This is a genomic window from Cysteiniphilum marinum, assembly GCF_014857925.1.
Lineage (GTDB): Bacteria > Pseudomonadota > Gammaproteobacteria > Francisellales > Francisellaceae > Caedibacter > Caedibacter marinus.
The window spans coordinates 273,100-286,454 of record NZ_JACYVZ010000002.1; the positions used below are offsets into that span (position 1 = coordinate 273,100).

Here is a 13,355-nt window from a genome sequence, read left to right on the forward strand (position 1 = left end):
TCTTTTTTAAACACCGCAAAAATTCATTTCAGTTTTTCTTTACCCTGAGCAGTTAAGTGATAACCGCCTGTTTTTTTTGAGCCGATAAAATCTATCAGCCCTAAATCTTTTAGTTTTTTCATATGCCGTTTAACCGTATTAATTGATTTGGTTAAGGTTTCTGAATAATAGTTTTTGGTTTGCCCTTGATGCTTCTGAATCAATGCAAGCATTTCATTTAACGCTTGCTCATTCCTGCTTGATTTCTTCGGCTTTTCTTTCTGCTCTCTAAACTGAGCAGGGATTTCAAGTCTTAACGTTGGGTCATAGTCCAAACCTTTGCGCGCGTTGTAGTCATGCAGCCAACCAATCAGCACTCTGGGACATATAATTTGATCTCCTGCTAATGTCGCAAACGTCTCATGCAATAACTCTGTTTGGTAGGCTGCTACTAAGGTTTCAACTCTCCATGAGATATGCTTATCAAAAACAAATGCCCCATTGATCTCTTTGCTATCTTCAAGCATTTCATTCCAACAGATTTCCCATGTGCTGAAGTGATCGACTTTTTTGGCTGTCTTTGCTTTTTCGCTTATCAGATACGCTTGATACTCTGGTGAGTTCTTTAACGTCCTGTGCAAGTATGCCCCCACGTTCTTAACTCGACCTGCTTTATGCTCAAACTCAACAAAATCAATTTTGCTTGCGATAAACGGATCACTTAGCGCTTGCCTGAATTTCAAAATCTGTGGCACGTGAAAACCAATCTTTCTTAACCTAATACCTAATTCATCAAAAACAGAAAGATCAGAAAAATCAGAATCAGAATCGTTAGGCTTAAGTTTTACCGTCTCGCTAAATTCTTCTCGAACGGCTGTGGCTGATTCATGATTTATTTTTTTCTTTATGTATTTAGGTATATAGGTGTCAACCGTGAGACTATTTATTTTTAAAAAGTGACCCATTAAATTTGGATTTATAGCTGCACATGAATAGCTAGAAACACCATATAATAAGGGTTTAGCCTGCCCAAACGCATACGATCTATGCATAAAAGTCTCAAAATCGTAAAAGGTGTCAATCCTGAGACTATTTATTTTTAAAAAGTGACCCATTAAATAGGATATTTTAGGCTGTAAATCTTGGGTTAATTTATACCATTGACCTATTGGAAGCCTTGATTTTAAAAGGTTTCCAAGGTTTTGGCATTGTTTAATGTCCCAAATTGCATTTAATGGGTCACTTTCATTTAATGGGTCACTTTCATTTAATGGGTCACTTTCATTTAATGGGTCACTTTCATTTAATGGGTCACTTTCATTTAATGGGTCACTTTCATTTAATGGGTCACTTTCATTTATTAACTCGATTGGTTCAGATTTTATGCAATCTTCAGGGATGCCGTATTTGTTAACGCGATATATCTTGTATGTAGTCCAATTTGCACGCCCACGCTTAGATTCTTTATCAAGCCATCCAAGATCACGCAATCGATTTGTTGCACGTGATATATTTCGAGGCAATACTTTTGTGGTTTTAGATATTTCTTGTCTACTTACCTTGACTGTGACAGGTCCCGACTTCTCTGAATAGCGCCCATTGCTTAGCAAAAACGTATATACACGAATTTCCACACGTGTGACTCTACTATCATAGGTAAATTCTGTGGGCGTATTTGCAAATTGATAGGACGCTTTAGACATTCGTTAAGCACCCTTGTGATTCGGACGGTATAACATATTGAGGGGGATCCTTTTTGTTGAAAAAAGTAAAAAAATCCAAATCATTACGCATCCACACCCGACAACCGTCCGTTATTATCGGGATAGGTTAGCACAATGACTTTATAAAATTGTAATGTTTTTACTTTCCCGTTAAATATATTAGTCTTTCGGTAACTCGTGACTTATTTTTCTTAAAAAGGTGTATAATTCTGGCGTTGATATCTGTTTATGTGTTTTTGTATTTAGCCCTGTTTTCTCTAGCAACATCTTGCCGCGAACGCCCAACTTGTAGAGCTTCAAAATTTTGTCTTTATGCTGCATGAGCTTCTTATGAGCTTCTGCAAAACTTCTTCTTTGCTGCGGTCCGTTGTAGTCTGCTTTGAGTTCACCGTTGGTTATTCGCTCAATCTCAAACTGCTTGATCAGCGGTGGAAACTCGCCCCATGTAGTGATTGATGAAGTTGCTATCTGCAAAGCTTTTGCTGTGGCTATTTGTGATCCGTAGTATTCTATTACTTCTTTAGTTTTCATCTGTATTTCCTCTTTGTTTTGACCTTAAGTTAATAATTTCAAACTCCATTTTCAAATAAATCTAACTTGCTTCAATATACGTGTCAATTTTTTTTATATAAAAAATAATGCTATAATTAAGTTAAAATATTGATGGGATGGATAAAAACATGAGCGATCACATAGACTTATTTATGGAAAGGATGACGGAGCTAGGACTGCGGCAAGTCGATATTGCTGATCATTTAGAGATTCCCCCAGGCACTGTCTCCGTCTGGTTTAATAAAAGGTCATACCCAAGTGGCGCTATACTTATAAGACTGCTTGATTATCTTAAGCTAGCTATTATTGATGGGAGCATTGTTAAACTCAACGAACACGGCTTAAAAGTGAATAACTATGTTCAAGTAAAACTATTAACTTTTGAGCAAGCGGCCAACATCACAAAAAATACTTTTTCTCACTGCGATGAATTTATACAAGTTGAAAAGCAACATGTTAAAAGTAATTCAAGCTTTGCGATTAAAATGCTAGGCGATACAATGAAATGCGTAGGGCACAAGCTAAGTATTGCGCACAACGATATTTTAATATGTGATTATAGCAAGGAGCGCTCCCCCAAAATTGGCGACCTAGTAATCACAAGAATAAATAATGCGGCATGCGTTAGGATTTATGCCGGAGATCATCAAAACCCACTGTTTACCGTTTTAAATCTCTCTTACACCCAGTACAGCGGCATGACAACCTCGGCAAATGCAGCGACGGTCATTGCTACGGTTCACAGTGTACAACCCGCCATAAAAAAATTAATAGATTAATTGCATCTTAATGTATCAAAAAATAATAACTAAATATTAAATAATATTTTATGGAATCATAGTTTTATTTCGGCTAGGTTCTGTCTGTAATGCAGTGTACAATCAAATGGTTTCATATGTAACGCAAGATGGAATCAGCAAGGATTTAGCCATATGCCAACAGCAATAATGATCATTATAATACTTTACTACTGCTCAGGCTGTTTTTTTAGTTACTTATTATTCGTATATGGCAAAAAAATGCGGGCAGATCAACTAACACATGTTTTAAGGAAGCACCTTGGCTTATATCGCTATTTTAGCTTGCGGAATATTAAACGCATTCTTCTGGTTGTTTTTACTCTGTTGAGTTGGATCGGATATATTATCTTATTTATCATTTATGAATATTTGAGGAGTAAAGATGCTATATAACCTTCACACACTCTACAAAGCAATAGGTTGCGCTATTATTTTTGATAAAGAACGCGAGAAATTTTGGGCTAAAGGTAGGCAAGGCTATACGCATTTATTAAGTGATACGCTTGGCTTTTATTCTGTTGCTGTAGCTGAGGAAATAGCTAGCGATTCACGCAAAGGCGCAGCAGAACAGCATCAAATAGTATTATACCCTTACGTAGTTTCTTTTATGCTCGATATGCCAACAAACCCAGAACTATCAGGCAAAGGCGTTTTGATTTTTGCACAAAGTGCTTTGAAAGCACGGTCATCAATGCTTACAAGATATGGCACTGAGTGGGCGTTTGCATATGAGCTAGATGACTTTATGAGTGATTATAAAGAATATTGGATGCTAGCAAAGTCTAATTTTGAAATAGTCGATGCATGGGCGGTTGTGTCTAATTTTGAAATAGTCGATGCTTGGGCGGTTGTTGATTTGAAATAAAACATTACAGTGAGGGGCTTGCTATGAATAAAAAAAATAAAGATAACGAACCACCGATGTTCGAAGAATTTAGAGAAATACTTCTCTTTATATCTGTTTTATCAGTCATTGTTTTTATTATTGCTTTCATAGTTAAAATAATAATTTTGCTTTTTACTTTTGTTATAGATGGAAATTTTGGTGATAGTTTTTTATCTTGGCAGCTCGTATTTTCACCATTATTGATTACGGTAATATGTTTTATACTCAGCTTAGCTTCCTCTCTTTTTGACTTTTTAACTAAAAAGTTATCTTCAACCTTACAGATTCTCTCGTTTTTTGTATTAATGTATATAATGATGTTCGTATCAAAATGGTGGAATGGCTAACTTATTAGTAAACAACTTAAAGCAAAATACTCATTGACCACTTGAATCAAGGCAAATAGTCCTCACTCAATAATTGCTCTGGTGTGTAGGGTTGATTAACTGGAAAATAAGACTCACTTAAACCTGTTTCATTAGAAGCCATCACAACCGCTTTTTTATAAGCTTTCAATAATAACTCTTCAAAATAGTGTTTTAAACTTGGGCTATCATCTATTAAAAAACCGATATCAATACGCTGAGTTTTAATCGTTTTTTCCCAACTTTTTGATCTCATTTCTGGCTGATATTGCCACTTAAGCAAATGCATAATTAACACAGCTAAACGATTCCTTAATTCCTGCCTTTCTTTTGCACTCATCCCCTCTAGTTCCTCCATTAAATGTTCAGTATCTAGTTGATCAAAAGCCCTATTTTTTAATAAGCGAATAGTTTCAACTGTCCAAGCATGAAAATCTTTACTATATAAACTTTGTGGTCTCATGTCTTACCTCCAAATTAGGGTAAATAATTATCGTCTAGTAGCTGATCTAGTGTATATGGTAAAATCTGCGGCAAGTCTTTCGTTTGCAAACCTGTATCAGTCAATACGATTTTAATCGCGTCACTGTGTGTTTTATCATTGCTAAGTAAATCGCTTAGCTTTGGTTTTAAGCTTGGACTATCGGCAAGTAGTAACTCAATTTGTGTGCGTTGCTCTCTGATCGTACCTAGCCAACTACTACAACGTTGTGTCGGCTGATATTGCCATTTTAACAAGTGCGCAATTAATACAATCAATCTGCTTACAAGTTCGCGATAATCACGCTTTGCCATGCTCTCTACCTCATCTGCTAAATGCTCTAAGTCCACCGTATCAAAACGCCCTGTTTTTATTGCTTTGGCTGTCTCTATCGCCCAAACGTAAAAATCAGTATTATATAAATTGGGGTTCATGCGCTACCTCCTTCAATCAAGGTAAATAAGTATCATCTAATAATTGCTCTAATGTGTAAGGTAAATCTGCGGGGAGCTTTGACTCTTCTAAATCTGTCTCGCTGATAGCTTTAAGCTTTGCGTAGTCGTATGCTTCGTGTGCATCCTCCTCAACAAACATATTAATGCTCGGCATTTCTTGGAGTAAATGCTTAATTCTTAAGCGGTACTTTTTAATATTTAATCTAAATGCTTTACATTGATCCTCTGGAGTGTATTGCCACCTTAGTAAATGTAACATTAAAGTCTCTAATTTACTTTGTAGCTCTCTGCGCTCTTGCCTACCAATACCCTCTAATTCCTCAATTAAGTTCTCAGTGTCTAATTGATCAAAAGCTTTATTTTTAAGCGTTCTTATAGTGTCTGCTAACCATGCATAGAAATCGCGCTCATATAAGCTTTGTGGTCTCATGTTTCACCTTCCTTACATCATTAATCTAAAAGCCATTGCCCATTTTGTTTGATTTCTTGATACATCACATCAGGCGGTAAATCTAAGCCATTTTCCCAAGTAACAGTTCCTACTTCTCTATCGATGAATACGCTCTCGAAAGCTTTGTCATTTTCAAGTGTCTTAAATACACCTCTAAATCTTGAAGGCTTAAAAATAATCTGCCCACTTAAGCCATCTTCAAAAAAAACTTCAAGTGTATGCCTTGAAGCAACTTTTACATTAATCGGATCTTTCCACATAGTATCTGCTCCTTATTATCTCAAAGGCTCTATTTTCATTGGCTGTTTGTCGCTTTGGCATAACTGCCAATTTTGCATTAATTCTTTTTGGTGAATTTCTGCCCATGCCAATACTAACCTTTCTTGCTTCTTTGGCAGTTCACCTGCTATTATCGTTATGTCTAGTATGCTAATTGCACATTTAAAATCACCATATCGCACATGAAAATGTGGCGGGTTATGTTCATCCCAAAACATACTTATAATAATCCCGAAAAATCTACTAATTGTCGGCATGCTCTTAACCCTAAAATATCATCATGTTTTACATAATGTCATTATACATCATAAAAACCATAAAAAACAAATTTTAAAATACCCTGTTGGGGTTTGTGCTTTTATGTGCTATAGTAGATCATATCTGAGTTTGGAATGCTTAACATGACTATATGGCAAACAATTATTGAAACAAAAACATTTAGCAAAACGTCAAAAAGCATAGCTGATGAAGACACAATAGAAGATATGTTGGAGTATATAGCTAAAACGCCACTTGCTGGAGATATTATTGAAGGCACTGGCGGTTGTAGAAAAATAAGGTGGCAGCGCAATAAAAGCATGGGCAAAAGCGGTGGAATGAGAACCATATACTATTTTTATAATCACAGCATGCCTATATATATGCTATTAGCGTATGCAAAAAATCAACGAGACAACATATCGCAAGAAACTAAAAATATTTTAAAATCGATGGTTAATGATTTAATAAAATCACACAAAGGAGAAGAAAATGAGCAATATTGACATCAATGATCTTCTTCAACAGTCGGCAAGAGAAGCTGTTGAAATTGCTAATGGTAACGCTAAAGGCGATACACATAGGTTTCTAGTTAAAAACGGGATCGATGTTATTAGCATTAGAAAAAAATTAAATATGAGCCGCGCCAAATTTTCAGAAATATATGGCTTAAAAGTTAGAACCGTAGAAAAGTGGGAGCAAGAAAAAAATAAAATGGATGCTACTGCTATATCTTATCTAACGGCAATTGCTAATGACCCCGACGGAATAAAAAAAGCATTATCATAAAAAAACACATCAAAACAATTGACATTCAAATAAACTTACTTTAGCATCAACGGCGGGTGTCACAACCCTTACTAGCGTTAAGCCGACGTTAAAGGCGTTCAATGAGTGAAGTCTATCCCGAGTTTCGGGCGGCAGCATGAATACAATACCTTTAACGGAAATAGTGCTGAATCCTTCTAGTATGGATTGTGAACCGCCCGGATTATTTTTCACAAAAAAATACTAGGAGTCTACGATGGACACAATCAATAATGTAAGCGCTTTAACAATATCTACAACAGAAGATGGTTTGTTCTCTCTCAATGATTTACACAAAATGTCAGGTGGCGAAGATAAAAACTCTCCGCGCCATTTCCTGAGAAATAAGATCATTAAGGAATTGTGTGCGGCGATTGAAAGGCAAAATGGGGGAATTCCCCCATTTAGAAAAACATCTGGAGTTAAAGGCGGCACGTTTGCTTGTAAAGAACTTGTGTACGCCTACGCAATGTGGATTAGTCCGCTTTTTCACCTTGCAGTCATCAAGGCATTTGATGAACATCAACAATTGAAAAGTGCGAATGTTTTCGCAATGGTTAAATCTGAAAGCAAGCGCGAACTTGAGCAATTCAAAACTGAAAAAGAAAAGGAAATCGCTGAGTTAAAAGCAAAGCAAACGCTGCCACAATTATCAACGGCACAATATAGCGGTTATACATTCACGGTAGACAGTAAAAATAAAAAGTGTAAAGACATCATAGATTGCTATCAGGAATTGTTATCTACTATGCCTGAAGCATTAAGCTACATAAAAAATCAGATCGAGCGCATGTTGTGTGAAATACAAACGCATCAATCTGTTTTAGATAAGCTAAAGAAATAACCCCCACCCCACATATTCGAAAATCAATCTTTTGTGTAGCGCCTTTCCATTACAAAAAAAGACGCTACTGGGATCCCCCTTTCGGGGCAAGGAGTATATTACTATGTTATTGCTAACACGTAAAGCAAATCAATGTATTATCATCAATGATGATATTGTGATCAAAATTTGTGACATATCACGCGGTCAGGTTAAAATTGGTATTAAAGCACCTCAAGACGTTAAAATAATGCGTCAAGAACTACACCCGCTCTATAACCGCAGTGCCTTTTATCAACAATTCGACTTTGGAGCATATCAATATGACTAAAATCCCTAGCAAGAAACACAACGTCAGTCAGCACTTTAATGAGTATATAGCGTTTAAATATCAGTTATTAAATAAATTGGGCGGGTTACTAACTAAGGCCAGGCAACAAGAAAATATAACCCCTTGTGAGATTCTGGCGTTATTCCCAAGTGTTATAGAGGGTGAGTTAAAAGAGGTGAACTAACATGCAAGAATTAATAGTTAAACATAAATTTGATCTTGATGACAATATGGACGCTGTAAAAGCATCAATTCAAGAAGCAATTAAGAAGTATGATGTTGTTGTCACTGATGATAGCGTAAAAGATGCAAAGCAAATGATGGCTAACATCAACAAAGATAAAAAGTCTTTCAGTGATAAATACAAGGATTTTCTTGGTATTATTGAAAAGCCGATTAAATCTTTTAAAGAAAGATGTAAAGACATTGAATCACTATATGACGATGCGCGCAATCGCTTAAAAGTTCAAGTTGATAAGTATGAGGTTGAAAAACTTGAACGTATTAAATTTATTGTATCTGAATATCGCAATATTTTATGTGACGAAAAAAGCATTGACCACAGAGCGATAACTATCGATGACTTGATAATGCTTACAGCAGTAACATCTAGTAACACTGTTTCAGCAAAAACAAAACAGGCGATTGAACAGCGTGTTGCTGTTGTTGATGCTGAGATTTTACGTGCGAAATTAGAAGCTGAGGAGAAGGCTAAGCGCGATAGAGAAATAGCAGAAAAAGCACGTATTGAAGCTGAAGAAAAAGCAAAACAGCGTGAGATTGAACAAGCTAAGCAATTTGAGATTGAAAAGCAAAGATCTGTTGAGAAAGCACGAAAAGACGCTTTAAAAGAAACTACTACAGAGGGAGCGTCAACTTATCAAACTTATGAAGAAAAGCCAAAAAGCGAACCTGTTATTACTGAAGATGGCAGGCGTATTTTTACTATTACCGCAACTTTTGAAATAAAGGCTCCTGCTGATATTCCAACTAATACTATAAAAGCAAGATTTGATGGAATGTTTAAAAAGATTGGCGTTGATTCAGTAAGTATTGAGGTTGAATGACATGTTAGAGCTTAACTACTCAGACTTAGAAGAATACTTGCCGCCAGATCTTGTTAAAAAGCCAAAGTACAAAATACATAATTTTGAACAGAACAGCGAAGAATGGTTTGCTTGCAGGCTCGGAAAATTAACGGCCTCAAACATGCAAATAATAATGGGCGATGGCGATACGCGCGAAGCGATTATACAAAGCAAAGCTGCTGAGGTATTGACTGGTGTTTTAGACGATTCACAGCACTTTAAGAGCAAAGACATGGTAAGAGGTAATGAATTAGAAGATGATGCACGTATGCGCTATTCTGAAGTGTATAGCGTTGAAGTTGAAACATTTGGCTTTATTGAGCTTGATGAGTTCGTAGGTGTTAGCCCGGATGGTTTGTCTAAAAATGGTGGACTCGAAATAAAATGCCCAAATAATAAAAACTACTTAAATCAGATCGTCAATGGTGAACGTGAGATATTAGAACTCTACAAAACCCAATGCCAAATGTCGATATGGGTAGCTGAACGTGAATGGTGGGATTACGTGATATACAATCCAAACTTTAGTCATGATATTCACCGTTGGCGCATCTATCGTGACGACTTATATATTGAACGCATTAAACAAGCTGTTGAAAGAGCTAAAGCAGACATTGCTAAATATATCGTTAAATTTAATAAAGCAATAGGAGCATAAAATGGAAAGTCAAGTAACTACAACCCCAGAACACTATGCAGTAAATACATCTAGCATTGTATTTAATTCTGAAAAGATGAATAACATAATGGCTATGGCTGAAATGATGTCAAAAGGTATTTCGACAGTGCCTAAGCATTTGCAGAAAAACCCTGCTGATTGCATGGCTGTTATTATACAAGCTACACAATGGGGAATGAATCCGTTTGCTGTTGCTCAAAAGACGCATTTGGTTAATGGCGCGCTTGGCTATGAAGCACAACTCGTTAATGCAGTTATTCAGTCATCAGGACTTATTGATGGAATGTTTTGTTATGAATATGAAGGAGAGGGGAATAATCTTTGTTGTCGCGTTGGTGCTAAGATTAAAAAAACTGGGGAAATGGTATGGGGTGAATTTTTAAGTATGTCTAACGTTAAGGTCAGAAACTCCCCTCTTTGGTCGACAAACCCTAAGCAACAATTAGGCTATTTGCAAGTTAAGAACTGGGCAAGACTATATGCACCTGGTGCAATATTAGGCGTTTATACTGATGACGAAATTGAAAGCTACAAAGAACCCAAAGACATCACCCCGAAAGATCATAAAACTACTACTGCTAAAGCTTACGCTAATATGATTGAGCAAAAGAATGATGTTAAGACTGATAGCCAAATAGTTGATAGTAATCAAGATGAAGCTGTGCTAAAACAATTCAAAATTAATCTACATAAATTAGGAATTGATACACCTGAGCAATACACCGCTTTCCTTAAACATGCCGATATTGATGATAAGTGTGTGGAGCTATTAGAAAGTTTAAACAATAATACCGGACTTTTAGGTGCTGTTTATGACGAATTTAAATCACATCAAGACAGTGAAGGCATAATATACAACCATGATGAAGCTAATGCCCTATAGTCTGTAATGATAAAGTGAAACAACATAATACAAACTAATATAGTTAACCACTGATTTAAAAAGTATAATTCACAATATATTTTAAGGGGATTCTAATGCTTGGAATTTTAAATAAATGCGTAGAAGTTAATAACATTAGTTCGCTTGGTAATTTATTAAATAAATTTGACTTAAAAATCAAACAAAATGAAATAAAGAAAGAACATGCTTGCGCATATATAAATATTAATGCTTTGCCGATCTCTTATACGCTTCAAAATCTTCTACGCTCATATTTTGGTGACGCGGTTAGCATTGTTGAAATCAAAGAAAAAAAGAAAACTAAAATAAATCACGTTGTGCCATTGGAGGTGTTTAAAAAAATAAACCTTATAGAATTGAGGGCAATGCCGCTAGTTGGTTGTTTTGCATTCAAACACTTAGTAATTTTTTATATCGAACATGGGCTAATCACTAGCAAAGATTTAAAAGAAATGGCTAGGTATTATAAATACAAGCGTTACACGAAAGAAAAACAAGCGCTTGATAATATTGCTAATAAATATCAACAAAAAAACAAAGCAAAAAACATTAATCAATATTTAATCAAACTATGAGGCTAAAGCAATGATTATACAAGATTTAGTTAGAAGATGTAGTAAAAGCGGGCAAAATATAGCTGTTTATGCTTCAAGCATTGAAGAGAAATACAATAATGATGCTTATGATCGTTTTAACGAGATAGCAACAAAAGCAATACGGCAAATTATTGAAGAGAACCTCCCCGCATTGCTTGCTAAGCAAGAAAACAAAGAAATGCTCATCACTTTTGCTATTAATGATAAAAACGAAAGCTCATTTAGTCTTGAGTCAAATTTTAATAAAATTTAATCAATGAAAACCAACCCCCTACAGAAAAAACACGATGCAGTAATCGCCATTGGCGTGAATAGCGATGCTGTATTAATAAAGCTTCTTAGCGAAGAACACTGGCTTATAGATCATATGGCTTGGAGTGGTGACGAATTAAACGATATTACATTTAATGATGCACCCGGTCTTTACTATGCAGATATAACCATCGATGAACACGGCTTAATTTATGACAATTTGAAGCAAATAAAAACTAAATTTTAAAAGGATCACTATGAAAAACGAGATAAAAGAAAAATTAAAGGAAATTGTAAAAAGGCTTGATATGTTAAGCTTTATGAAACATGACATAAGAACACATACTTGTGATGAAACAAAGATGCAAATCATAGATAGCGCTTTGAATGCTGCTAATGTTTGTGAAGAACATAAAAAATACATTTTTGAAACAAATGATATTGAAGGTGCATCGCTACAGGCAGTTGTAGCTATTGATTTACAACGGCATAAAATTTTTGTTGATTTATGCGATTTATATGACGCTAACAGCCCAAGTGATGATGTTTTTAATCAATCGCAATTAGAGGTAATACAGGTCGGCTTGACTTATTTTCTAATATGCTTGTTAAAACAGTTAGCTCGAAATCCTGAAATACTCAAAGGAAATAATTTTGATCAGTCAATTGAGGATCTGTTATCAAAGCCGAATGATGAAATGGATTTCATTGTCAAGACTACAGAAATGGCTGTTGACGAGATATTCAATAACAAAAGCAGAAAAATAAGCAATCTATATAAATATGCTAAAAAACAAAAGGGAAACAGCTAATGGAAAACGCTAAACTCACTGAAGAAGAAAAAAAGGCAATTGACGTTTTGGGGCGCTGTGGTTCTGCTATTTTATCTGGTTTTATATTGAATACAGACATTGAAAAAACCAGTCTACTCATAAGCATGATCAATGAACAACCAATTGCCGAAAGGCGCAACCTTGCCGTACAGCTAGCAAATAATTTTATAAAAGATTTTATAAACGATTCACTTGAACATGCTACTGATGAATTTAAACGCTATTTGCATATGATAATTGATGATATGAAATGACCAGTATTAAATGTAGCATAAATGCTTTTGTTGTGTTTGTTTTGGTTGCACTTGGTGCTTATAGCAATGAATCAATTTTCACCTTAACGCCTGAGTTATCATATTACAGCTACCGTGAACCAAGCGTTATGAAAATTACTGGTCCTGGTCTTGGGCTAGATTGTTGCTATCAATATATTGATAAAAACAAAGTAACATTTTTGATACATGCACGTGCTAATTTTATCAATGGTACATATGATGGACGAACCCAAACAGGGGACAAACTCATAAATAACAATGATAACAGTTGCATACTAGAAACAGCGCCAAAGCTTGGTTATGTTTTGACGTGGCAAGAAAGCAATATTAATATAACCCCTTATACTGGTGTAGGTTATCGCTATTTAAACAATGACACCAGTGTAAAAAATGGTGGTTACTTGCGCGTTTATTGAACGACAATTATCTTTGCCGGTTAACGACAACTACAATTGCCGCTTAAACCACCCTAATTTAGCATGGTTTTATCTTCAGTTACAATATTAATATTTTGCTTATTATCTGTTCTTGCTTTTT

24 protein-coding genes are annotated in these 13,355 nt (G+C 35.5%); 17 read left to right on the top strand and 7 right to left on the bottom strand.

The window, feature by feature from the left end; genetic code table 11:
- Nucleotides 1-23: 23 nt before the first annotated feature.
- A complete protein-coding gene (locus IE867_RS02475) occupies nt 24-1,682 on the bottom strand; it encodes a winged helix-turn-helix domain-containing protein (protein ID WP_192483181.1) in 1,659 nt (552 codons plus the stop codon).
- Nucleotides 1,683-1,862: 180 nt separating this feature from the next.
- Nucleotides 1,863-2,234: a Cro/CI family transcriptional regulator gene (locus IE867_RS02480; RefSeq protein ID WP_192483182.1), complete on the bottom strand. Its 372-nt coding sequence runs from the start codon at nt 2,232-2,234 to the stop codon at nt 1,863-1,865.
- 137 nt (nt 2,235-2,371) lie between these two features.
- On the opposite strand from IE867_RS02480, the gene IE867_RS02485 reads away from it, so the two are divergent.
- The 3 genes from IE867_RS02485 (at nt 2,372) to IE867_RS02495 (ending at nt 4,288) form a co-directional block, all read left to right on the top strand.
- Nucleotides 2,372-3,034, top strand: coding sequence for a LexA family transcriptional regulator (locus IE867_RS02485; protein WP_192483183.1), 663 nt, complete (start codon nt 2,372-2,374; stop codon nt 3,032-3,034).
- A 403-nt stretch (nt 3,035-3,437) separates the two neighbouring features.
- Nucleotides 3,438-3,920, top strand: a complete 483-nt coding sequence (locus IE867_RS02490; RefSeq protein WP_192483184.1) for a hypothetical protein — start codon at nt 3,438-3,440, stop codon at nt 3,918-3,920.
- Between the two features lie 23 nt (nt 3,921-3,943).
- Nucleotides 3,944-4,288, top strand: a complete 345-nt coding sequence (locus tag IE867_RS02495) for a hypothetical protein (RefSeq protein WP_192483185.1) — start codon at nt 3,944-3,946, stop codon at nt 4,286-4,288.
- Nucleotides 4,289-4,334: 46 nt separating this feature from the next.
- Here the strand turns inward: IE867_RS02495 and IE867_RS02500 are convergent, their stop codons facing one another.
- The 5 genes from IE867_RS02500 to IE867_RS02520 are packed head-to-tail and all read right to left on the bottom strand — an operon-like array spanning nt 4,335 to nt 6,229.
- On the bottom strand, nt 4,335-4,769 hold the full coding sequence (locus IE867_RS02500) for a DUF29 domain-containing protein (RefSeq protein ID WP_192483186.1): 435 nt from the start codon (nt 4,767-4,769) through the stop codon (nt 4,335-4,337).
- A 14-nt stretch (nt 4,770-4,783) separates the two neighbouring features.
- Nucleotides 4,784-5,221 (bottom strand): DUF29 domain-containing protein, encoded by a 438-nt coding sequence (locus IE867_RS02505; RefSeq protein WP_192483187.1) that lies wholly within the window; start codon nt 5,219-5,221, stop codon nt 4,784-4,786.
- Between the two features lie 16 nt (nt 5,222-5,237).
- Entirely contained in the window at nt 5,238-5,672 is a 435-nt protein-coding gene (locus IE867_RS02510; RefSeq protein WP_192483188.1) for a DUF29 domain-containing protein, read from the bottom strand.
- 20 nt (nt 5,673-5,692) lie between these two features.
- Complete coding sequence (locus tag IE867_RS02515) at nt 5,693-5,953, bottom strand: DUF2442 domain-containing protein (protein WP_192483189.1); 261 nt, start codon at nt 5,951-5,953, stop codon at nt 5,693-5,695.
- A 15-nt stretch (nt 5,954-5,968) separates the two neighbouring features.
- Nucleotides 5,969-6,229, bottom strand: coding sequence for a DUF4160 domain-containing protein (locus IE867_RS02520; protein WP_192483190.1), 261 nt, complete (start codon nt 6,227-6,229; stop codon nt 5,969-5,971).
- A gap of 144 nt (nt 6,230-6,373) precedes the next feature.
- Between IE867_RS02520 and IE867_RS02525 the strand changes: the two genes are divergently transcribed.
- From IE867_RS02525 to IE867_RS02590, 14 genes are all read left to right on the top strand, one after another.
- On the top strand, nt 6,374-6,736 hold the full coding sequence (locus IE867_RS02525; RefSeq protein WP_192483191.1) for a type II toxin-antitoxin system RelE/ParE family toxin: 363 nt from the start codon (nt 6,374-6,376) through the stop codon (nt 6,734-6,736).
- A complete protein-coding gene (locus tag IE867_RS02530) occupies nt 6,723-7,019 on the top strand; it encodes a helix-turn-helix domain-containing protein (protein ID WP_192483192.1) in 297 nt (98 codons plus the stop codon). Before IE867_RS02525 ends, IE867_RS02530 begins: the two co-directional genes overlap by 14 nt.
- Before the next feature lie 235 nt (nt 7,020-7,254).
- Nucleotides 7,255-7,881: a KilA-N domain-containing protein gene (locus IE867_RS14935; RefSeq protein WP_192483193.1), complete on the top strand. Its 627-nt coding sequence runs from the start codon at nt 7,255-7,257 to the stop codon at nt 7,879-7,881.
- Between the two features lie 103 nt (nt 7,882-7,984).
- Entirely contained in the window at nt 7,985-8,191 is a 207-nt protein-coding gene (locus tag IE867_RS02540) for a carbon storage regulator (protein ID WP_192483194.1), read from the top strand.
- Nucleotides 8,184-8,375, top strand: a complete 192-nt coding sequence (locus tag IE867_RS02545; protein WP_192483195.1) for a hypothetical protein — start codon at nt 8,184-8,186, stop codon at nt 8,373-8,375. Before IE867_RS02540 ends, IE867_RS02545 begins: the two co-directional genes overlap by 8 nt.
- Nucleotide 8,376: 1 nt before the next feature.
- Nucleotides 8,377-9,258, top strand: coding sequence for a DUF1351 domain-containing protein (locus tag IE867_RS02550; RefSeq protein WP_192483196.1), 882 nt, complete (start codon nt 8,377-8,379; stop codon nt 9,256-9,258).
- A gap of 1 nt (nt 9,259) precedes the next feature.
- A complete protein-coding gene (locus IE867_RS02555) occupies nt 9,260-9,937 on the top strand; it encodes a lambda exonuclease family protein (protein ID WP_192483197.1) in 678 nt (225 codons plus the stop codon).
- 1 nt (nt 9,938) lies between these two features.
- A complete protein-coding gene (locus IE867_RS02560; protein ID WP_192483198.1) occupies nt 9,939-10,841 on the top strand; it encodes a RecT family recombinase in 903 nt (300 codons plus the stop codon).
- Between the two features lie 95 nt (nt 10,842-10,936).
- Entirely contained in the window at nt 10,937-11,437 is a 501-nt protein-coding gene (locus tag IE867_RS02565; RefSeq protein WP_192483199.1) for a hypothetical protein, read from the top strand.
- Between the two features lie 10 nt (nt 11,438-11,447).
- Nucleotides 11,448-11,711 (top strand): hypothetical protein, encoded by a 264-nt coding sequence (locus tag IE867_RS02570; RefSeq protein ID WP_192483200.1) that lies wholly within the window; start codon nt 11,448-11,450, stop codon nt 11,709-11,711.
- A gap of 3 nt (nt 11,712-11,714) precedes the next feature.
- Nucleotides 11,715-11,957: a hypothetical protein gene (locus IE867_RS02575; RefSeq protein ID WP_192483201.1), complete on the top strand. Its 243-nt coding sequence runs from the start codon at nt 11,715-11,717 to the stop codon at nt 11,955-11,957.
- Nucleotides 11,958-11,967: 10 nt separating this feature from the next.
- The gene (locus tag IE867_RS02580) at nt 11,968-12,522 is read left to right on the top strand and encodes a hypothetical protein (protein WP_192483202.1); all 555 of its coding nucleotides are present in this window, start codon (nt 11,968-11,970) and stop codon (nt 12,520-12,522) included.
- Entirely contained in the window at nt 12,522-12,797 is a 276-nt protein-coding gene (locus IE867_RS02585) for a hypothetical protein (RefSeq protein WP_192483203.1), read from the top strand. Before IE867_RS02580 ends, IE867_RS02585 begins: the two co-directional genes overlap by 1 nt.
- Nucleotides 12,794-13,234, top strand: coding sequence for a hypothetical protein (locus tag IE867_RS02590; protein WP_192483204.1), 441 nt, complete (start codon nt 12,794-12,796; stop codon nt 13,232-13,234). The genes IE867_RS02585 and IE867_RS02590 overlap by 4 nt, the downstream gene beginning before the upstream one ends.
- The last annotated feature ends 121 nt before the right edge of the window (nt 13,235-13,355 follow it).